At 45.3% G+C, this 20,593-nt stretch carries 26 protein-coding genes; 3 read left to right on the plus strand and 23 right to left on the minus strand.

Features of this window, described 5'->3' with window-relative positions; translation table 11 throughout:
* Positions 1-86 precede the first annotated feature (86 nt).
* Positions 87-1,154, plus strand: a complete 1,068-nt coding sequence (locus tag ACLROL_RS05825; RefSeq protein WP_087202244.1) for an undecaprenyldiphospho-muramoylpentapeptide beta-N-acetylglucosaminyltransferase — start codon at positions 87-89, stop codon at positions 1,152-1,154.
* 58 nt (positions 1,155-1,212) lie between these two features.
* Here ACLROL_RS05825 and ACLROL_RS05830 read toward each other — a convergent pair whose 3' ends face one another.
* Together ACLROL_RS05830 and ACLROL_RS05835 are read right to left on the minus strand one after the other, a co-directional pair.
* On the minus strand, positions 1,213-1,749 hold the full coding sequence (locus tag ACLROL_RS05830) for an RNA polymerase sigma factor (protein WP_221919728.1): 537 nt from the start codon (positions 1,747-1,749) through the stop codon (positions 1,213-1,215).
* Between the two features lie 39 nt (positions 1,750-1,788).
* Positions 1,789-2,199, minus strand: coding sequence for an HIT family protein (locus ACLROL_RS05835; RefSeq protein ID WP_087202240.1), 411 nt, complete (start codon positions 2,197-2,199; stop codon positions 1,789-1,791).
* A gap of 90 nt (positions 2,200-2,289) precedes the next feature.
* On the opposite strand from ACLROL_RS05835, the gene ACLROL_RS05840 reads away from it, so the two are divergent.
* A complete protein-coding gene (locus tag ACLROL_RS05840) occupies positions 2,290-3,015 on the plus strand; it encodes a two-component system sensor histidine kinase NtrB (RefSeq protein WP_087210170.1) in 726 nt (241 codons plus the stop codon).
* On the opposite strand, the gene ACLROL_RS05845 is transcribed toward ACLROL_RS05840, so the two are convergent.
* From ACLROL_RS05845 to ACLROL_RS05900, 12 genes are all read right to left on the minus strand, one after another.
* Positions 2,956-3,579, minus strand: a complete 624-nt coding sequence (locus ACLROL_RS05845) for a rhomboid family intramembrane serine protease (protein ID WP_087202235.1) — start codon at positions 3,577-3,579, stop codon at positions 2,956-2,958. The two genes, ACLROL_RS05840 and ACLROL_RS05845, sit on opposite strands and share 60 nt — an antisense overlap.
* A 52-nt stretch (positions 3,580-3,631) precedes the next feature.
* Positions 3,632-4,525: a DUF6382 domain-containing protein gene (locus ACLROL_RS05850; RefSeq protein WP_318255636.1), complete on the minus strand. Its 894-nt coding sequence runs from the start codon at positions 4,523-4,525 to the stop codon at positions 3,632-3,634.
* A complete protein-coding gene (locus tag ACLROL_RS05855) occupies positions 4,408-4,833 on the minus strand; it encodes a TadE family protein (RefSeq protein WP_158095409.1) in 426 nt (141 codons plus the stop codon). The genes ACLROL_RS05850 and ACLROL_RS05855 overlap by 118 nt, the downstream gene beginning before the upstream one ends.
* The gene (locus ACLROL_RS05860; RefSeq protein ID WP_144018297.1) at positions 4,827-5,261 is read right to left on the minus strand and encodes a prepilin peptidase; all 435 of its coding nucleotides are present in this window, start codon (positions 5,259-5,261) and stop codon (positions 4,827-4,829) included. Before ACLROL_RS05860 ends, ACLROL_RS05855 begins: the two co-directional genes overlap by 7 nt.
* Positions 5,237-5,962 carry a TadE/TadG family type IV pilus assembly protein gene (locus tag ACLROL_RS05865; protein ID WP_287447815.1) on the minus strand — a complete coding sequence of 242 codons (726 nt, stop codon included), beginning with the start codon at positions 5,960-5,962 and terminating at the stop codon, positions 5,237-5,239. Before ACLROL_RS05865 ends, ACLROL_RS05860 begins: the two co-directional genes overlap by 25 nt.
* Positions 5,963-6,222: 260 nt before the next feature.
* A complete protein-coding gene (locus ACLROL_RS05870; RefSeq protein WP_144018298.1) occupies positions 6,223-7,641 on the minus strand; it encodes a DUF5702 domain-containing protein in 1,419 nt (472 codons plus the stop codon).
* A gap of 16 nt (positions 7,642-7,657) precedes the next feature.
* The gene (locus tag ACLROL_RS05875; protein WP_330620377.1) at positions 7,658-7,858 is read right to left on the minus strand and encodes a Flp1 family type IVb pilin; all 201 of its coding nucleotides are present in this window, start codon (positions 7,856-7,858) and stop codon (positions 7,658-7,660) included.
* A gap of 18 nt (positions 7,859-7,876) precedes the next feature.
* The gene (locus ACLROL_RS05880; RefSeq protein WP_087210179.1) at positions 7,877-9,199 is read right to left on the minus strand and encodes a type II secretion system F family protein; all 1,323 of its coding nucleotides are present in this window, start codon (positions 9,197-9,199) and stop codon (positions 7,877-7,879) included.
* Positions 9,200-9,204: 5 nt separating this feature from the next.
* Positions 9,205-9,963, minus strand: coding sequence for a type II secretion system F family protein (locus ACLROL_RS05885; RefSeq protein WP_087210183.1), 759 nt, complete (start codon positions 9,961-9,963; stop codon positions 9,205-9,207).
* The gene (locus tag ACLROL_RS05890) at positions 9,920-11,080 is read right to left on the minus strand and encodes a CpaF family protein (RefSeq protein ID WP_246599149.1); all 1,161 of its coding nucleotides are present in this window, start codon (positions 11,078-11,080) and stop codon (positions 9,920-9,922) included. The genes ACLROL_RS05885 and ACLROL_RS05890 overlap by 44 nt, the downstream gene beginning before the upstream one ends.
* Positions 10,965-12,068: a hypothetical protein gene (locus ACLROL_RS05895; protein ID WP_246599144.1), complete on the minus strand. Its 1,104-nt coding sequence runs from the start codon at positions 12,066-12,068 to the stop codon at positions 10,965-10,967. The genes ACLROL_RS05890 and ACLROL_RS05895 overlap by 116 nt, the downstream gene beginning before the upstream one ends.
* A 169-nt stretch (positions 12,069-12,237) precedes the next feature.
* Positions 12,238-12,447 carry a pro-sigmaK processing inhibitor BofA family protein gene (locus ACLROL_RS05900; protein WP_087202221.1) on the minus strand — a complete coding sequence of 70 codons (210 nt, stop codon included), beginning with the start codon at positions 12,445-12,447 and terminating at the stop codon, positions 12,238-12,240.
* Between the two features lie 125 nt (positions 12,448-12,572).
* Between ACLROL_RS05900 and ACLROL_RS05905 the strand changes: the two genes are divergently transcribed.
* On the plus strand, positions 12,573-12,809 hold the full coding sequence (locus ACLROL_RS05905) for a YaaL family protein (RefSeq protein ID WP_246599143.1): 237 nt from the start codon (positions 12,573-12,575) through the stop codon (positions 12,807-12,809).
* 114 nt (positions 12,810-12,923) lie between these two features.
* Here the strand turns inward: ACLROL_RS05905 and ACLROL_RS05910 are convergent, their stop codons facing one another.
* The 9 genes from ACLROL_RS05910 to ACLROL_RS05950 form a co-directional block, all read right to left on the minus strand.
* Entirely contained in the window at positions 12,924-13,412 is a 489-nt protein-coding gene (locus ACLROL_RS05910) for a deoxycytidylate deaminase (protein ID WP_087202255.1), read from the minus strand.
* A 43-nt stretch (positions 13,413-13,455) separates the two neighbouring features.
* Positions 13,456-14,085 (minus strand): uracil phosphoribosyltransferase, encoded by a 630-nt coding sequence (gene upp, locus ACLROL_RS05915; RefSeq protein ID WP_087213060.1) that lies wholly within the window; start codon positions 14,083-14,085, stop codon positions 13,456-13,458.
* The gene (locus ACLROL_RS05920; RefSeq protein WP_221919720.1) at positions 14,067-15,626 is read right to left on the minus strand and encodes an L-threonylcarbamoyladenylate synthase; all 1,560 of its coding nucleotides are present in this window, start codon (positions 15,624-15,626) and stop codon (positions 14,067-14,069) included. The genes upp and ACLROL_RS05920 overlap by 19 nt, the downstream gene beginning before the upstream one ends.
* A gap of 39 nt (positions 15,627-15,665) precedes the next feature.
* A complete protein-coding gene (locus ACLROL_RS05925) occupies positions 15,666-16,184 on the minus strand; it encodes an N-acetylmuramoyl-L-alanine amidase (protein ID WP_087202214.1) in 519 nt (172 codons plus the stop codon).
* Positions 16,145-17,833, minus strand: a complete 1,689-nt coding sequence (locus ACLROL_RS05930; RefSeq protein ID WP_413067471.1) for a recombinase family protein — start codon at positions 17,831-17,833, stop codon at positions 16,145-16,147. Before ACLROL_RS05930 ends, ACLROL_RS05925 begins: the two co-directional genes overlap by 40 nt.
* Positions 17,830-17,973 carry a hypothetical protein gene (locus ACLROL_RS05935; protein ID WP_204244057.1) on the minus strand — a complete coding sequence of 48 codons (144 nt, stop codon included), beginning with the start codon at positions 17,971-17,973 and terminating at the stop codon, positions 17,830-17,832. Before ACLROL_RS05935 ends, ACLROL_RS05930 begins: the two co-directional genes overlap by 4 nt.
* A gap of 31 nt (positions 17,974-18,004) precedes the next feature.
* Positions 18,005-18,247: a hypothetical protein gene (locus ACLROL_RS05940; RefSeq protein ID WP_221919718.1), complete on the minus strand. Its 243-nt coding sequence runs from the start codon at positions 18,245-18,247 to the stop codon at positions 18,005-18,007.
* A 103-nt stretch (positions 18,248-18,350) separates the two neighbouring features.
* Positions 18,351-20,114 carry a glycosyl hydrolase family 18 protein gene (locus ACLROL_RS05945; RefSeq protein WP_288722701.1) on the minus strand — a complete coding sequence of 588 codons (1,764 nt, stop codon included), beginning with the start codon at positions 20,112-20,114 and terminating at the stop codon, positions 18,351-18,353.
* A gap of 106 nt (positions 20,115-20,220) precedes the next feature.
* Positions 20,221-20,472, minus strand: coding sequence for a hypothetical protein (locus ACLROL_RS05950; RefSeq protein ID WP_246599142.1), 252 nt, complete (start codon positions 20,470-20,472; stop codon positions 20,221-20,223).
* Positions 20,473-20,593 lie beyond the last annotated feature (121 nt).

Genomic DNA, 20,593 nt, shown 5'->3' on the forward strand with positions numbered 1-20,593 from the left:
GAAATATTGAACTTTCAAGGTTCAACACACCTTATTGGTGTGGGAAGTCTTAGTAAATAATTATAAAACATTCTTGGAGGCATATTATGAAACGTATCATTTTAACCGGCGGCGGCACCGCAGGACATGTCACTCCAAACATCGCCCTTCTGCCGCGCCTGAAAGAACTTCAGTATGATATTCACTATATTGGTTCTTATAATGGAATCGAAAAGGAGCTGATTGCACCTTTTCAGATCCCGTATCACGGAATTTCATCCGGAAAACTGCGCCGTTATTTCAGCGTAAAAAATTTTACAGATCCGTTTCGCGTGTTGAAGGGCTTTCACGAAGCGAATAAGCTGATCCGTACTCTGAAGCCGGATGTCATCTTCTCAAAAGGCGGCTTTGTCAGTGTTCCCGTTGTGATGGCCGGCAAGCACAACCGTGTTCCTGTCATCATCCACGAATCCGACATGACGCCGGGGCTTGCAAACAAGCTGGCCATGTCTTCCGCGACAAAGATTTGCTGCAATTTCCCGGAGACATTGGAACATCTTCCAAAAGAGAAGGCCGTTCTGACCGGTTCGCCGATCCGGCAGGAGCTCTTATCCGGAGATCGCGAAGCTGCAAAAAAATTCTGCGGCTTTACCAGCGATAAGCCTGTCATTTTGATCATCGGTGGAAGCCTGGGAGCTGCCGCGGTAAACAAGGCTGTCCGCAGCATCCTTCCGAAGCTGCTTGAAAACTTCCAGATCATCCATCTCTGCGGAAAAGGTAAACTGGACGCTTCCCTCGCAGGAATCGATGGATACGTTCAGTTTGAATATATTCAGAAAGAGCTGAAAGATCTGTTTGCCTTGACGGACATTGTGATTTCGCGTGCGGGTGCAAACGCCATCTGCGAACTTCTTGCATTACATAAGCCAAATATTCTGATCCCTCTCTCAGCCAATGCAAGCCGAGGAGACCAAATCCTGAATGCCCGCTCGTTTGAGCGCCAGGGATTCAGTATCGTAATCGAAGAAGAAAAACTTACAGACGATCTGCTCCTTTCTGAGATCAACCGTCTTTACAAAGATCGCGAACGCTTCATATCCGCCATGAAAAATTCGGATATGCAAAATTCCATCGAAACCATCATCAACCTGATCGAAAAGGCGTCTTCCAGATAAAAATGGATTATATCTGCATTTAAAAAATAGGTGTCGAAACGGCACCTGTTTTTTATGATTATTCTATTTTTCGATATTGGGTCTCATATTTTCTTATAATCCATTTTCTGGCTCTGAACAAAATGGACTGGAATGCCTCAAGACGAATACCCATCTCATCAGCAATCGTTTTCTGAGGCATGTCCAGCACATAAGCTTTCAGTACCGCATCGTACCATCTCGGATTATGTTCATAAACTGCTTTGAGAAGGTCTTCTGTAAATATTTCTGTCTGTTTCCGACGCTCTTCCATGAAAATAACCTCTTCTGCATCTACCGTGTTTTCATTCATATGCATTCTCAATTGGCAGTCCTCTGTTGGAATCTCCCGGTTCATTTTGCGCCCCTGGCTGAACGCAAGATAGCGGATGGTTGTGATCAGCCAGGCTCCGATCGCCTCTTTATTTCGGATCTCATCGTAGTTTACATATAATTTTGCAAATGCCAGCTGTACAATATCTTCTGCCGCCGTTTTATCTTTGCAGTAATATACCGCTGTCTTCAGAGCTAAATCCACATAATTTTTATAGATATCGTTAAATCTTATTTCGTTCATATGAGTTTACTAATACCCTGTCTTTTTGCTCTGAGGTTTCTATCCGCGAATTTTTGCCAGGATTTCTTCCTTCTCATCATCCTCAAGTTTTCCCATCTTCCAGCCAAGACCCACTTTATCGCCGTTGTATCGTGGAATCAGATGAATATGAAAGTGAAAAACAGTCTGCCCTGCTGCCGGCTTATTGTTCTGCACGATATTATAGCCATCGCATCCGAGTAATTCTGTCATTTTAGTTACCATCTTCTTTGCCAGGACAAGCGCTTTTGCCGCAATCTCATCATCCAGATCATAAAGATCCTGATAATGCTCTTTTGGCAGGATCAAAGCATGTCCCTTGGAAGCCGGACTTGCATCGAGAATTACGCGGAAATCATCGTCCTCATAAAGTGTTGCCGTCGGAATCTCACCGTTAGCTAATTTACAAAAAATACAATTTTCATCTTTCATTCTCTTACACTCCTTTTGTTATGAATTGAATATTTTCTCCACCAATGCTAAACTGAGGGTATCCCTAATTCAGAAAGGTGGTTTTGTACTATGTCTTTTACACCCGATGATATGAAAAAACTCCAAGATTTTCTCAATCAAAATGACGAAGCTTCCGCCCTTTTCCGAAAACTTCTGGAAGCCCACAAATTTGAACTCCATAAAATATGCCATGAAATCCGGAATCCTCTCACGCTTGTCTCCAGCACGTTACAGCTCATCGAGACACAGCATCCGGAGACAAAATCTTTTGCCCACTGGAATACACTTTGTGAGGATCTTTCCTATATCGAAAGTCTGCTGGCCGAACTTTCTCAATATAACAACAGTTCAGCTATGACGATGGAACGGTTTTCTTTTCGAAGTTTTATGGAGCGGCTTGTCCTGTCCTTTGCCGCGTCTACGGAGAACAGCGCGATCGAATTTACATCCCGCCTTGGAAATCTTCCGGAAATAACCGGAGACCAGACCAAACTTCGGCAGGCATTTTTAAATCTCCTCCGAAATGCAGAGCAATCTATTGAAGGGTCGGGATCCATCTTTTTATCCGCAGACGCAAAAGATGGCGGTATCGTCGTGGAAATCCGGGATACAGGCTGCGGTATGAACTCTGAAGTACTGGAAACAGCCTTCACACCATTCGTTACCTATAAATCCGGCGGCACCGGACTTGGTCTCCCGGTTGTGCAGAATATTATCACTGCCCACCACGGACGTCTATCTGTAGAATCCACCGTAGGATCCGGCACTGTGTTTTTTATCTTTCTTCCTATATAAGAGCACAGCCAGCAGAAATCCCGAAACAAACCCGCCGATATGAGCAAAGTTTCCGACTCCCGTACTCGTAAATCCTGCATAAAGACTGCAAAATACCATAAAGATGATCCCTTTTCCGGATACATTTCCAATATGTCCGTGATTCCGGATCGCTATATACAAAAGTGCGCCGATAACTGCAAAAATCGCCCCGGAGGCACCTGCTGACACTGCATATTCCCCGGTCCATACTTCTTCCACTGCAGACAGCAGGTTCCCACCGATTCCTCCAAGAAAGTAGATCAAAAGAAATTTGATTTTTCCTATCTCCAATTCCAGATTCCACCCTGTGAAAAACAGAATTACCATGTTGTTGCACAGATGTGCAAAACCAAAATGAAGAAACATACTGGTAACCAAGCGGTAGTATTCCCCGTATTGTTGCATATAGGGAATGTACAGACCGCCATGCTTCAAAATAAAGCTCCCGCTTTCTGTCATCCCCTGAAATGATAGATATAAAAAAACAATCACATTGATAAGGACAATGCCCATCGTGCATACTGCCTTTTTCTGGTAATCCATAGATACTCCCACTGCTGTCTTTCATTTGTTTCTATTATTTTAGTTTATCGCATTACCTTAGGTCTTTCAATAGTTTTTTCTTACCGAACAGCAATTCTTTTACCCGTTTCCAGCCTTGCAATTTTTCTTTTACCGTTTCCGCAAATGGCTTATCTTCCAGTCCCCAGTCATCGTACATACTGTCTTCCTGTATAGAGTCTTCCTTCTCTCCGTATACGTATTCTTCCACATTCCAGTCTTCGTCAGTCTCTTCTGGATCCGCATCTTTCTCCGGCTCCTCCTCTTGATCTTGCCATTCTTCTTCCTGATTTCGAAGGATTTCCTCGATAACCTGACGTATCTGATAATTTTCCCCAAGCGTCATTTTATGAAGCGCATAGGCAATATAGATTCCTGACCGATCCTGATAATCCGCCTCCCGCACAAAAAATTCTGTAAGCTCATGGAAACCTTCCGCAATTCCCTTATCATTCGGCGGGTAATAGCAGAAGCTGTATCTTCCATTGGCGAAAAAGATGCTTCTTGGGTCCATCAAAAGCTGATTAGGACTAAGCAGATAGTCCCTCATTTCTTCGATGGTATCCAGGAGATCTGTGATGATTCCAATGATCATATCGTATGTGACCGGCTCTTTCTTTGTCATAAATTCCAAAGAATGTTTTCCCTGTATATCATACTCGTATCTGCTTCTTCCGTTGACTCCCTTTCCTTTTATTTTCAGGATTCCCGGTATTTCATTGGCTGCGATCATCTTCATCTGATAGTCCGTCTGATAAAAAGCCCCGGATTCTACCACGAAATATGCTGTGTTCAGATCTCTTTTATACCCTATTTTCCATCGCTCTCCTGCGGGATCTTCTCTAGTTTTCTTATATCCCTGATTTTTTTCTGCGGCTCTGTAACTGCGGACGTTACTTCTGCCTTGATCCTCATTATATTTCTCGATGCTTGTACTGAAATCCACACATAATTGTTCTGACATTCTGATTGTACCTCTGCTCCCCGGAAAAAGATCATTTTTCCGGAAATTCTTTCTTTCAATAGTTTTTCTATATCTTCTTCCTGAAACGGTGGTTCCATACTGTTTTTTCTTGCAGCCACAGCGGCTGTCTCATATGCTGCCCCGGTCAAAATATTTTTGTCATGATAGTAAAACAGGATCAAAATGATCCCATACAAAATAAAAAGGATTATAGATGTCAAAATTGCAGCTTCCACCGTGAAACTTCCTCTTTGATATTTCTTTCTTACCATCCGATCACTCCCAGATAACCTGCTGTGAGAAACGGTATGAAAGGAATCGATTCCTTCCTCTCTTTCTTTCGGACAAGAAGCACCGCCGCCCACATTCCAGCTCCCAAAAATGCAGTGCAGAGAATTACTGAAAGTTTCCAGATCCCAAGGTATAGTCCCAGATTGAAGATCAGCCAGCTGTCCGCATACCCAAGCGATTCTTTCGTGCATTTGCTGAGAAGAAGAAACGCACCGCCAAGCAGGCTTCCCCACACATATATCCACAGGCCTTCAGACTGTATCCAAAGTCTGGAGACCGCCGCAATGCCGCTCCCCGTAAGAAGAAGCCATCTTGGGACCTGCTTTGTCCTGATATCAAACCATGTCCCGGCCGTCATCAAAAAAAGATACAAAATCTCAGTTCCTATGAATTTCCACACTTTGAGCACACCCCTTTCCCTGCTGTCTCCGATATCGGAACTGCATAAACCTTTCTTTTTAACCCGCTGCACGACAGAGATGTATGATACCTGTCGCCGTAATCTGTCACATAGACACCCCAGCCAGCCTGACCACCGCATTTGTCACAAGGATAGTATTTGCCTCCTGATTGATTCCGAAGTGTTTCCAGCTCTGACTGGGAAACCATACGGACAGAAAGATCCAGATATGTACAATGCTGATCCAAATGGTAGACGGTACCGTGTTCTGTCACGTAGACAATTCTCTGTTCCGGCGACGTCGGAATAGATGAGGTATATCCATTCCAACCTTTGATGCGCATCGTCTCTTCTCTTTTTATATCAAAAATTCCAAATACAGGAATCGGAATTTTCATGGTGTATTCTGTTTTCAGAAAGAGGATCTGCCGAATAGGATCCAGATAGGATGCACTGCAGTCAATCCCTGCACTCCCTCCCCGGATCACGCTTGTGTTGATGCGATTCTCCCCTACACTCTCCACGATATCTTTTTCCAAAGTTTCCTTATCTGCAAAAGCTGTCAGATAAGCATTCTCGGCATAACGTTTCCCGGCATACTGCATTCCAGCCCGTATATTTGTCTGTATGGCCATGATTTCCAGAAGATAGATCATAGCCAGGACTGCAAAGAGAAACAGCGGGAGAACAAATGCTGCCTCCACCGTCATACTTCCTTTTTGGAAGGAGGTAAAAGATGGTGCCTCTTTGCAGGCTGCCGGTGGTTGGGAAGAATATATCATCTTATCATGCGAATCAGAGTTTCTCTCCTTTCTCTTTTTTCTTTTTTGGTTTGGAAATTCATTTATAAACATCTGCATAAGAAATGTCATATTACTGAAACAGCCATAAAAAGGCACCATATTTTACCTCCTTCCTACTTGTTTCCTCATAGTATTTTTGTCTGAACAGGCAGATAGAAGGGCATTTCTCAACGATACTCGTAGTATGTTGAAAAGTGATAAGACACCCCGGATCTCAGTCTGCATCTACTTTGTATCTTCATCCTTGTGACGCATGCGTCAGCCTGGAAAAACGGGCAGTCCATCCGCATCTGCATATTCCATTCGATCAGATCCAGCATCCTCATTGTGATCGTGTCCTGCTTTTCCATAAGAAGCAGAATCTTCAGATAATCCTCATAATCAGTTCCATCGTCTTCCCCCGAATCTGTCCCGGCATCTTCGGAAGTGCCAAGTTTCAGAAGATTGGAAAGACTGAGCTTCCATGTCTCTTTTGTCTTTATGGCCGGTACCTTTTTCCCTGCCGCCAAAGCTCTCAGATCCATGATGCTTTCCCCGTATGCCCATGCCGCCAGAAGGCCTTGCTGTATGACTGGGATAAGCTCCGGATTGGCAAGCAGAGTGCTGATCACTGCTGCCAGAGCTTTTGCCTCCGCCTTCTTTTCCTCATCGCTTTGCAGATAGAGATAATTCGGTACAAACCGGATATTTTTGATCTTATCCAGCACGATCTCAAGATTCTCCATATCTTCGGGCTGTCCTCCGATCAGATACTCTGTCTCATATTCCAGAGGCCGTTCCTCATCTGTCTTCAGATAAGTCTCAAAGTGTTCGGAAATATAGGTTAACAGATACAGTCTCTCGCCTGTGCTGTCTTCCCCGACAGCCGGGAGGCTGCCTTTTCCTTCCCTTTTTTCTCTCACAGACACTCCATCCATTCCCCGGACTGTTTTCCCGGATACTTTCTTATCTCTTGGCAGTACCATCTCCGCAATGGCCTTCCGCTTCAGATTCTGGAGAATTTCCAGCGGATTGTCCGTCTCTTCCCCATCTGCTGCGTCTGCTCCGCCTTCTTCCGGCATCTGTTCCAAAAGCTCGTCCAACATCTGATCATTCTTTTCCTGCTCTTCCTCATATTTTTTGATTTCTTCTTCCTGTCTTTTGATCTCTTCCTCTTTCTGTGTCATATCTTCTATGGCATCAATCCCGAAGCGGTTTTCCATATAGTGTTTGATCTGTATCAGAAATTCTCTTCCATTCTCATCACTCAAGAACCGGATTCCCTCGATCTCAGCCTCGTCTTCCACTGCTCCGTATATGCCTAGCCGTTTTCTGATTTTGTCTTCTCCATAGCTGCCCGTTTCGTACGTCCCGTCCAGAGCAAAAATGTCGTATTCCCGGAGCAGTTCTTTTTGATATTCGGCAAAGACCGATTCTACCGCTCTCTCCACGTCTGCTCTCCTTATATTTTTGGCAATCTGTATAGAGGCGCTCTCCAAGATTGCCATGACGAATATGAGAAGGAGCAGCAGAAAGAGACTTAACAGTACGGTAATCTCCCCCTTTTCTTTTCTTCGTACCACATTCTTTGAAATCCATTTTTCCAACCCTTTCATCCTTTTCTCAAATCGTACTGCTTTCACTTGTGATCTTTTCAAAAATTGTCTGCACCAGACTCGTAAGTTGTGACTTGAAGATGATCACAAGGCCGATCAGAACGACCAGTATCAGGATAATTTCCACCACACCGATCCCACTCTCGTCTTTCAGGCACTGAACCACTCTTTGCCACATTTCCTGCATCTTCATTCTTATCCATAACATAGTATCCTCTCCTCCTTTTTATATTCCCATAGACCAGAACGCCGGTACGACAACGATGATCAGCACGATCCCAAGCATCATGACCATAGGGGCCAAAAGTTTCGTCCCGGCTTCTTCTCCTTTTCGCCTGGCTCTCGCTTTCCTTTCTTCAAAAGCATGGATCGCCTCCAGACTCAAAAGTTCTGTAAGGCCACGAGTTCCTTTTTTCAGATTCTGGGACAGCAAAAGTCCAAGTCTCATATATTCCTGTATCTGACACCTTTTTCCGAAGTTCTCATATCCTTCTCTTTCTGAAATCCCTCCCTGCATTTCATAGCAAGTCCGTTCCATCTCTTCGTATGCAGGTCTTATCCCCATCTCCTTCTTTCTTTCCTGATAATTTCCGACAATCTTGAGCCATGCACCTTTCACTGTCATACCTGCACCAATCAGCAGGCAGAATTGTTCCAGTATCTCCGGGTAATCACTGATCAGCTGATCTTTTCTCTGCTTTCTTTTTTCCTCTTCCTTCTGCCTTCTCGCCCAGAAAAACAGCAGGAAAGCGAACGATCCGATGCCGAGGATGTGATAACCGCTGATCTGCTTTTTTTTCGTCCACTCTACCTTTCTCCCATCCACTTCTTCTGGGAGGACGAGAGCATCGTCCATCAATCCTGTTTCATCTTCTTTTTCTATCCTCCTCCTCAGCTCTTCCAGTACCTCCTCTTTATTCTCCAGATCCGGCGGGTAGAGCATGACGTCGGTTTCCCATGTTCTCTGTGCCGTCCTCTCCCCGCCCTGATGAAAGGTCAAAACTGCTGTAAGGTGGACCTTCTGCCCCTTCTCCGGAATGTCTTCCTTTAGTTCTCCTGTTGTTTCCATGTACTTATAGCTGTCCTGTTCCCACTGGATCGCAACCGGCAACCCTTCCGCATCTGACGGAAGATGCAAATCCTTTGACACATGGCTTCTTGACTTGTTTTCCCCAAGAATACGGCTGCCAAGCTTGTCTGCTTCCCTTACCAAGATTTTTTCCATCTCCTCCTGGGTATATCCCTTTTCACTTACGTTGATTACCATCGGAATCTCTTCGCACATTCCCTCGACCGAGACAAGCACCTCCTCTTTCTTTTCCCCTTTTCCCTGAACATTTCTTTCGATTGCTCCATTTTCTACTTTGCTTGTCTTTTCTGCCAAGACAAAAACTACAAGGCTTAGTGTATTCAGAAGAAAGAAAAAGCATAGGCTTTTTCGAATGATCTTCGATCGCGTTGTTTTCTTTTGCTCGCTATGGTATTTCAGATATCCAAATCCAAGCACGCCATAAATCATAACCGTTACAAAAAGTTCCGCATATCCCATTCTCCTTACACCTCAATCCTTATGATCCTCATTCCCATCCAGAATGCGGCAAGATAGAAAAGCAGGCATGCGCTCATGACACATTTTCCGGCGAACTCTGTATACAAACGCTCTACAAAATCTGGAAAGCTCAAGGACATATAGGCGATCATCCCAAAAGGAATCGCTGCCATGATCAAAAATTCCATCTTTTTTGCTGCGATCATCGTGTCGATTTCACGGCTTACCTCTTCTTTCTCCTGTATCTGCTGCATTGTCTGTCGCACCACTTTTGCCGTACTGCCTCCGCTTTTTCTAACTGCGGCCAACACTGTCACAAAGTTCTTTACATCTTCCTGGTCCACACGGTCTGAAAATTCCTCTAAGATCTGCTCCAGGCTGACATTGATCTTCATCTGACGGGTCATGTATTCCCACTCTTTTCGGATTCGATCCTCCTTTTGATAAATGACCTTCAGCTCTTTATTTGCCTCTGCCATTGCATTCTCAAAAGAATACCCCACATTCAAAGCTGCCGACAAAGACTGCAGCGCATCGAGAAACTGTCTTCCAAACTCCCGCCTCTTTTTCTGTGTCTTTTCCTTCTCCCAGATCCGCATATATAGAATGCAGACCGGAAAAAAAAGCACTGCTCCTGCCAGGATGGACTGATAAAAAAGCCCTGCTATCAGCGCTGTGACTCCTGCCGCCTCTAATATACCTTCTACATATTCCCTTTTTTTAAAATCCTGCCGCCAGCAATTTTTCCTTTTTCTGAAGTTCATCCTTTTTAACAAGACATCCCCTTACCTTTCCGTGCTTTTTTCCTGTTTCCTCAAACCCATAGAGCGTATGCATCTGTATCTCTCCATTTTCATACCCGGTAATCTCAAGGATCTCGAGTACTTTTCTGCTTTTATCCCGCAGTCTTCCCAGGTGGATGATGATATCAATACCCGAAGCAATCTGCCGCTGCACTGCCTCTATAGGGATTTCCATCCCCATCAGCACCATCGTCTCCAGTCTGCTGATCATATCTTTCGGACTGTTGCTGTGCCCGGTGCTAAGGGATCCATCATGCCCTGTATTCATGGCCTGCAGCATATCGATCGTCTCCGCTCCTCTGACTTCGCCTACCACGACACGGTCCGGTCGCATCCGGAGCGCGGTCCGGATCAGCTCCCTTATAGTAATCTCTCCCTCTCCCTCCATATTGGCATTTCTTGCCTCCAGACTGACCAGATTGGGGAGCGACTGCAGCCGCAGTTCTGCATTGTCTTCTATGGTAATGATCCTCTCATCTTCCGGTATAAACTGGGACAGCGCATTCAGAAAGGTCGTCTTCCCGGAACCTGTCCCTCCGCTTATAAACATGTTGTACTTTGCCTTCACAAGCTTCTTTAAAAATTCCGCCGCCTCCTGGGTAATACTTCCCCAGGACACAAGCCGCTGCATCGTGATCCCTTCCTGGGGAAACTTTCGGATCGTGATGATCGGGCCGTTCAACGCCACAGGCGGAAGTACAAGATTGACACGGGATCCATCCGGCAGCCTTGCATCTACGATGGGATCCGCTTCATTGACTGTCCTGTTGCAGCCGGAGGCAATCTGCTGCGCAATATCTTCCAGCTTTTTCTTTGATGCAAATCTCTTTTCATGCTGTCTGATCCGTCCCTCCTTCTCCACAAATATGTTTTCCAAGCCATTGATCATGATCTCCGTAATCCCGTCGTCCTCAAGAAGTTCCTGCAGGATATCCAGCTTTCGAAAGGAATTAAAAAGATCTTTACCAAACTCCATCTTTGTCTTCAAAGGAAGATAGCGGTCTTTTGTGTACTCTTCCAGCACCTGATAGATCAATTCGACCAGTTCTCCATCCTCGATTTCTCTCGACAGATCCATCCTCTCCATGATCTGCTCCTGAAGCCTTTCCATGTGTGCTGACCTTGTCATACTGCAATGCCCTCTTTGCACATCCTTCTGCACCTCCCCTCATTTCTACCATCCTGGCTCTCCCTGCCAGTGCGGAATACCCAAGCTTGTCAAGCGTTTCAAAAAACTGATCCATCTTCCTCTCCTCCGCCTCTTCCTGAATAAACGGCAAATACCAAGTATCGCTCATTTTCAGAATCTCCCAAAGTCCGTGCACGCTCTCACTTAGATCCAGGATAATGTACTGATACGGACCTTTCTGGAGGATCTGGGACAGCAGGATTCCCCACTCTCCTTCTTCCACCTCTTTGAGATCCTGGCTTACCGGGATCGGAGCCAATATATCCATCCCTTCCCGCTGATACACCATAGAGGAAATCCGAAGGCCGAGATGATTCCTCTCCTGTCTGGAGTAATAGATCAGATCTGCAAGTGTCGGCCGATCCCTGTCCTCCTCCGCTGTCCCCGGGTATTCCTGCATATTGAGATACAAAACAGGACCCTTTTTCCCAAGTTCCCTTCCGAGTTTTCTTGCAAAAGCTGTTTTTCCGATCCGGTGGATGGGGGAATATACTGCGATCAGACTTTGTCCGGTTCTGTGGGGAACCTGAAACATCCCTGCCTTATCCATATCCAGGCATACTTCCATGATCCTGGAAAAGATCCTGCTTACAGACTGATATTTATAAACAGAAGTCTCCTCTTCCCCGACTTCTCTTCCTTCTTGTCCCACAAGAACAAATCTCTTTGCAGCTCTGCTTTCTTTTCTTTTTTCATAAGGGATTTCTTCTCCGATGATCATGATTTCGGCACAATGGATCTCTTCCAGAGCTTCCGCCTGTTCAAAAGAAGTACAGACTTGTATCTGCAGATCCAACTCCCCTCTCTCCGCAATCATATCAGCAAGGCGCAGCACATAAAGCTCTTCTTCCCCGCATATAATCATTTGTCTGTTCATGAAATAAAAACGCCGATTCGGCAAGAAATAGACGAGTGCTTCCCAACACTCTTTTGAATATCCGATCTCTCGGATGTATAAATGAATTCTTATTTGTGATGTGTATTATAAACCTGCCTTTTTTGTTTGTCTACCTGTTTTCTAAAAATCCTCGCTTTTTGTGAAACACTCACAAAATTTCCCACAACAAAATTCCATAAAGGAGCGCAACCCCAGGTAATCCAAGGAAACCGCTTGTCAAAAAAGAGACCAGATTGATCCCGACTGTCCTGTCCATTCCCTGGGATTCCAAAAACTGATTGATGAAAAAAATGACCGCCATCCCCACGATTACCCGCACGATGAAATTAACCACAAATCCGCTTCCTCTCTCTTTCATAGCCTTCCTTTCTTCCCTGCTAAGACGCCGGCATCTGGTATCACTTATATATATTGCGGAAAACTGGTATTTTATTCCTGTTTTTGTACATACTATACATAAATAGATGAAAGAAGGTAGTTCTTATGCAGAAAAAAACGTTGCGCCATATGGAATCAGATATCTACCGAAAAACCTCCTTCTCTGAACTGAGAAAGGAAATCGACCGCACAAAGGAAGAAATCGAAACTGCTGACAACTTGTTCCAAAACGCTTCCGATCCGGATCTCATCGACAGCTATATCTTTCAGGGAAACGCTGCGCGCAAGCGCTACAGCTTTCTGCTAAAACAAGCTAAAAACCTTTTCGTCGCTTCCTCCTGACAGTATGCCGGACATCTGATTGCCTCTTCATCCAGGTATCCGAAACTCTTATTTTTACACTGCAAAAGGACCCTCCTCCACATTCTGTGGGTGGGTCCTCTCTGTTTATCCTGTCTACAATTTGATCTTGATTTCTCTGTCTGTTCTGCGGTACTTATGATACCGTACTCCTGCTGAATCCATCATTCTCTTGGATGCAATGACCGATGCGGTATCTTCGTATTTATCGCTTTCATAGATCACTTCCTTGATCCCTGCCTGGATGATCGCTTTTGCACACTCGTTGCACGGGAACAAGGATACATAAATCTTTGATCCTTTCAGACTTCCGCCTCCATAGTTGAGGATCGCGTTCAGTTCACTGTGGACTGTATAGACATACTTCGTCTCCAGAGGGTCTTCTCCGTCTCTTTCCCATGGATATTCATCATCCGAGCATCCGTTTGGAAGTCCATTATATCCCATGGAGAGAATCTTGTTGTCCTGGCTTACAATACAGCACCCTACCTGGGTACTTGGATCTTTCGAACGCATCCCTGAGAGCATCGCGATGCCCATAAAATACTCGTCCCATGTCAGATAGTCCGCTCTTTTGCTGCTCATATTTCCGCTTCCTTTCACAATCCTGGATTCCTCTTATGCTGCCCTACTTCGTGCCGAATATCCTGTCTCCGGCATCTCCCAGGCCCGGTACAATGTACCCATGTTCATTCAGTTTTTCATCCAAAACACCGATATAGATATCCACATCCGGGTGCTCTTTTTTCATCTTTTCCACACCTTCCGGTGCCGCGATGACACAGAGGAAGCGAATATTCTTTACTCCTTTTTCTTTGAGCATTGTGATAGCCGCCGCACTGGATCCTCCTGTTGCAAGCATCGGATCTACAACAAAAACTTCCCTTTTATCGCAGTCTGCCGGAAGCTTGCAGTAGTATTCTACCGGCTCCAGTGTCTCAGGATCCCGGTAAAGACCGATGTGTCCGATTTTGGCTGCCGGGATCATGTGGAGGATCCCTTCTACCATTCCAAGTCCTGCTCTCAGGATCGGAACCACTGCCAGTTTTCTTCCTGCCAGCTCCTTTCCCTGCATTGTACAGATTGGTGTCTCTATCTCCACGTCTTCTAGTTTCAGCTCACGTGTCGCTTCGTAGCACATGAGCATGGAAATTTCCTCGATAATTTCCCGAAATTCTTTTGTCCCTACTTCTTTTCTCCTGATGTAATCAATCTTATGTCGAAGCAGAGGATGATCCATTACATGTATTCCGCCCATATTTCTCTAGCCTCCCTGTTCAGCTTGTCCGCTAAGATTTTCATGTACTGTTCCAGATTGTTGTATGCCGTCTCATACTCTTCCAGCGACTTTCCATACATGGATTCCACTTCGTCCGGCATATTGATATATTCGTTCAGTGCATATATGTTGCTGTCGAACCCATATTCGTTGACGATCTTCCATTTTTGCGCTTTTTCCATTGTCAGGATCAGTGTCTCCGGCGAGATAGCCGTCTCATCAAAAGCCAATGCCTCATGGTTTTCCGTATTGACCCCGTGTCTGCGCATCGTTTCTTCTGCTGCCGGATTCAGCGGTTCCGGAAAGAGCACTGCGATTCCTCTTGATTCGATATCGTACTCCTGGAAAAGGACCTCCGTCTGTAATATCCGCTCCGCCATCGGCCCTCGGCAGTTATCATCCTTACTTACAAAGATGATTCTCCGGTATGGCTGAAGTTTTACAATCTCGGATGCCGGTATGATCTTATGTCCCGCCGCCTTTGCAAGCCGGTTCATAATCGCCGCATCAATTTCTTCTCCCGAAAAAGCTTCACTGTAAATGATGTCCACATTTTCTTCATCGAATTCCCTCAGAACTCCATACAGATTTTTTGTGATGGTCTTTCTGTTTTCCCTGCTGCCGATACTTTTCACAATGCCGTATGTATAGTCCTTCATTGTCTCAGCAGTGGCAATGATACCAATCCTGTATGGCTCTCCGTTTTCTTTTTTTCCAAATTTAACCTTATCGTAAGTAAGTTGTTTGATGGCACGCACAGCGTCAAAAGGATCCCCCTCGATCAGAACCATCTGTGCTTTCGGTGCATAATGGCGATATTTCATTCCCGGCGCTTTCGGAATCTGTGTACTGTCATCGGAGAGAATCGTCTTGTCTATATCTACTTCCCCGACAACTTCCTCCAGCATCTCTTTTGTGACTGCACCTGGCCGCAAGATCACAGGTGGGACGGATGTCATATCCAGGATGGTAGATTCCACCCCGATATTGACGCTGCCTCCGTCCAGGATCATATCAATTTTTCCATCCAGATCTTCCGCTACATGCTGAGCCATCGTAGGACTTGGCCGCCCGGAGGTATTGGCACTCGGTGCAGACACATATCCGCCTCCTGCACGTATAAGTTCTCTTGCAATCTCATCATCCGGCATGCGGACAGCTACCGTGTCAAGTCCTCCCGTCGTTCCGTACGGTACTTTCTCACTCTTTCGGAAAATCATTGTAAGAGGACCCGGCCAAAACCTATCCGCAATCTTGGCTGTGTCCTCCGGAATCTCTTCTATAATGTCGTACAATGCTTCCTTCTCTGCGATATGAACAATCAATGGATTGTCTGAAGGCCTTCCCTTTGCCGCGTATGTCTTTTTCGCCGCCTCCTCATCAAGCGCATTTGCACCAAGCCCATATACCGTTTCTGTCGGAAACGCGACAAGGCCGCCTTCTTTTAATATTTTTCCCGCTTCTTCTATCACTGTCCTGTCGATCGCTGTTCTATCGATTTTTTCTATTCTTGTTTTCATGACCTTTATTATAACATAATCTCTTCTATTGTGAAAGTCTCACTTCAGGCAATCCATGATCCCTTCTGCGATGGCTTTCGACATTTCTTCCTGATATTCGTCATCGGTAAGAAGTTTTTCCTCTTCCGGATTACTCAGAAATCCGCACTCTACGATCAGCGTCGGTACTTCCGTCCGTTTCAGAAGAAAATATGTATCGTTTGCCTTTATCGCACGGTCATTCTTCTCATCCAGAGCAGCCAGCCTTTTCTGCAGCTTTCCCGCCATCTTCTCTCCTTCTGGGGAATCTGCATAATAGAATACCTGCGCCCCCTTCACATCGGCACTTGGGTAACTGTTCTGATGGATGCTGACCGCGATATCCGGCTGTGTCTCATTGATCAGTTCTACTCTTCGTTTCAGATCCTGTACCTTTTTGTTTTCCGCCGACTCATCGTAAAGTCCTGCATCGTCTTTTCTCGTCATTTTCACTTTCAGTCCGCGGGCTTCCAACTCTTTTTTCAGCTTTTTTGCAATCTTCAGGTTGATATCTTTTTCCTGCTGCCCTCCTGTCCCGATCTTTCCCGGGTCTTTTCCTCCATGTGCTGGAGCTTACTTGTGCCGTATGATGATTCACGAGTAAGGGATCCCCCTGAAAATCGATAACGGATCTTGATCCTATTTCCTTCATACACAAGTATCTCATCTACCATCTCTATGATGATATCCCTGTCCAGACAGATATTTTCTTTGCTTTCCAAAAATTGGCGTAACCATGGAGTGTCCAAGATCTGTTTGTCTGTCTGTGCTCCTTGTCTCTTTGCCTCTTTCAGACATTCTATCTGCTTTTGGCAATTTTCCTCTTTCTTTCGATATGTTTCCTTGTATGAAAGAAATTCATCCCTCGTAAGGAGTCCCTCTTTGTAATCCTCATACAGTCCTTTTTTTAAACAGGAAATATGCTCCTTTTCTTTGCGGAGCCTTTCTGCCTGCACAGGCGCTATTTTCTTAGGCTTCACAGGGAAAATCCTTTGTCTTTTGACCAGCTCTTTGAGGTCTGATACATTCCTGATGATCGTCTGCAGATCGTCTAAGATTACTTTTTCCAGTATGCTCATTCGCAGAATATGCGGACTGCAGTATGCTTTCCCGTTTCGTTTGTATGTTCCGCAGCAAAAGGAATATACTCTCATTTTATCCGCTTTTGTCCAGCATGTTTTCGTCATCGCTCTTCCGCAGTCGCCGCATTTTATCATACCTGCGAAGATATTTCTTCCTTCTTTCAGATTGATCTCCCTTTGTCTCCTGGAAAGAAGTCTCTGTGTTTTCTTCCACACCTCCTCTTCTATGATCGGCTCATGTGTCCCGGAAACGCGGATCCACTGTTCAGGATCCATCACTTGCTGTTTTCCCCGCATCCGCTGATGTTTCTTTCCCTGAACCATATTTCCGATATACAATTCATTTCTCAGCACACTGTTGACCGTAGAGTATGTCCAGTAAGATGTACCCGCAAGACGATTCCCGTTTTTATAATTCTCTCCGTTTACTTTTTTATACTCCGATGGACAAAGAATACCCTCTGCATTCAGCTGCTTCGCGATACTTTGTTTTCCCATTCCTCCTGTATACAGGGAAAAGATCTTTTGGACCACCGATGCCGCATAGGGATCAATGATCAGTTTATTTTTGTTGTACGGCGCTTTTTGATACCCATAGCTTGCAAAAGATCCAATAAATTCGCCTGCTCTTTGCTTCGTCTTCACAGTTGCCTGGATTTTATTTGATATATCCCTCGCATATTGTTCATTAAAGAGATTTTTTATGGGCAGGAGAATATCATAGGACTGGCGTGCACTGTCTATCCCATCAGCTACCGAGACGAACCGTATACCCATCTCAGGAAAGATCCTCTCCAGATACCGCCCTGCATCCAGGTAATCCCGCCCAAATCTGGACAGATCCTTCACGACCACACACCGTATCCTGCCTTTCTCCATATCGGAAATCATCTCCTGAAAACCAGGCCTTTGAAAGTTTGTCCCTGTATATCCATCGTCTATATACTCCCCGCAAAGAAGCATGTCATCCATCCTGGAAATATATTCTGTAAGAATTTTCCGCTGATTTCCCACACTGTCGCTCTCTTCTTTATCGCCATCCTCCTGGGAAAGGCGTATATAGATGGCCGTCGGCAGCTTTTCCTTATCTTTTTCTTTTGTCTTCATTCCTTTCTGATTTTCTCCTCTTCTTTCCATTGTTCCTGTCTTACATGTTCTCTGATGATGCGGATCAGAAGTTCTTCTTCGGAATATTCCCCTAGAAATTCTCTTTGGATCGTATATGAAGCGTCCTGTCTCTCTTCCAATTTTCCCTCCTTAAAAGAGATTTCTTTGTTTTCAGCTTATGTCCGCCTCCTCTGGTTTTATGCTTGTTCTTTTTTCGATGACTTTCTTATACATTTTGTTTCCTTTTCTGTATCGTCCGCGCACTATAGAGCCGCCATGTCCCGCATCAATAACGACATCCGCCTTTTGCATCCTTGACTTGCCCTCCGTCACAACACTTTCCGCTTTCTGGATCCCCCACAGAACCATTGCCATCATGAAAAGCAGCACAATCCATTTCATCTTTTCTTTCATAAAATCGGCCCTTTACAAAACACTTGCCTTCAAAAAAGTATATGACGCCGCAAACCGCAAAATGCCCCGGCCAAAGGCCGAGGCATCCATTGTCCTTATTCAGTTAGTTCAGATACTGCGCCATAATATCCCAGATATCCGATGTTTCAAATCCAAGTTTCCATGCTGCAGCTCCGGCAAGGTCATATTCCTTCATTACTTTCAGTTTGCTCTCGATAGACTTTCCATCCTCAAGCCAAATCTGGTATGTCTTACCGTCTGCAGTCCATTTGGCGTAGTTCTGCTCTGTTTCAGCATCCCAGCTTACAGACGCACCGGCATCGGCAACTGCTTTTGCCGCTTCTTCCATTCCCATAGCCGTGCTCTGCACACCGTCTGCTTCAGATTCGCTCCAAAGTCTTGTGAAGAAAGGAATACCATTGATTACCTTTTCTTTCGGAACTTCCTTCAAGGTCTCCTCAATTCCTTCCTGTACAAAACCGATCGATGCGACGGAACCGGCCTCTTCTGAGCCGGAATAATGTTCATCATATCCCATAATGATGACGTAATCGGCCACAATTCCCTGTTCTTTCCGGTTATAGTGAGACGTATATCCTTTCGGCACATAGTTGTCCACAGACAGTACGAGCCCTTTGGCACGGCAGGCTACGGAAAGCTCCCTGATAAACTGGATATAGTGTTCTCCCATCTCTGTCGTAATCTGTTCAAAATCCACGTTGATTCCATCCATCCCTACCGAATCGGTCTCCGCGATGAGCTGGCTGATAATATTTGCCCTGCTCTGCGTATTGCTGAGAACAGCAAGGGTATCTACCTGGTTGCTAAAGTTGTCGATCAGTCCCCATACTTCCATTCCCTGCTGATGGGCGTAATCTACATACGATTTGCTTGCAAGGGAAGTGATTGTCCCATTCGTATCCGCGATAGAAAACCATGTCGGGGATAAAGTCGTAAGCCCTTTCGTGTTGGCCACCACAGAAGAAACATTGTCGTTGGCTGCCTGGCTCGTTACCTGGTGCCATCCGAGATTGATCTTATAATCTTTTTGGATATTCGTGTATTCCGGCTCCTGATAGGTGGATTCCCTCGTCTTTTCCTCTTCTTTTCCAAGACTTCCTGCCTTGACATATCCGATAAATCCATCTTTTGTCCTTATCTTTTTCCAATCGCCGGCTTCCTCGATAACCACCACTTCATCAGACTTTGATACCTTTGTGAGGACTGGACTTTTCACTCCGCCAAGCACGCGCACTTCCGTATCTTTCTGAACAGAAGCATGGTTTTCTTTCTTATTTGTCACGATCACAGCCCGATCCGGATTTTCCTGAACACTGACTTCCATATCCGTAAATTCCTTTACAAAATCCAGGGCAATGTACGCATTCCCACCTTCGGATTTCACGATTTCGTAATCGGTCGTCTGAGTTCCGTCTGCAGTATCATACTCTGTCGCGCCCGCGCTGATGGAAAGAGTGCGGTCCGGCAGCGTGTAAAGCAGTTTGTTCTCGTTGGAGTCCCAGTAAAATCTCGAATTGATATAATCCCGTACCGCAGTATACTCAACATAGATCTGGCTTCCTTCTTTCTTTGCCTGAACGTCCGGTATCTCATTGTTGATCGTAAGCGCCGCCTGATTTTTTTCTTTTATACCAAAATAATTATTCAAATCTGCATCCGCATGCGACGGGCCATATTTTTTCCATATAACGATGGCTGCTGCGATCACGGCAATAAGGAGCACAACAATAGAAATGAAAATCCTTCTTCTGCGCTTCCTCTGCCTTTGAAGTTTCCGTCTTCTTGCTCTGTCCGTCCTTCTTCCTTCCGGATTTGGACGTCTTCTTCTGTCTCGTCTTTCGTCCATGTCATACCTCCTGTATACGCCCATTATATCAATAATTTTTCTGCACGTCATTAACTTTTTAGCGTTCGGGATCTCCTCTCTTTTCTTTGATCGCCATTGAGGGGGATTATCGTCTGACATCATCGTCCTCGAGTTCTACGAAACAAACTTCCTTTACCATCCCTTCGTCATCCGCAATATAATCTCTCATGTACGATGGTTCTTCCCGCACCGCATATGCCGATGCAATCTGGAGCGGGCTTGCCGGATCTCCGTTCATTTTGATACGGATTCCTCTGCGCTCATACTCTGTCAGTTCTGTATACAGATCCCGACATTGCGCGCTTTCCATAATCTCCTGTCTTATCTGTTCTTTCATATTTTTTCCCATGTCCTGGGGGGACTTTGCAAACGTACGGCCACGGCGCAGGATATCCGGAAGAGGAAGGTACATACTTGCTTCTGTTCGTGATATATTATAAGGATATCCATTTGCTGAA

The sequence above is a fragment of the Sellimonas sp. genome (assembly GCF_047234585.1).
Classification (GTDB): Bacteria; Bacillota; Clostridia; order Lachnospirales; family Lachnospiraceae; genus Sellimonas; species Sellimonas caecigallum.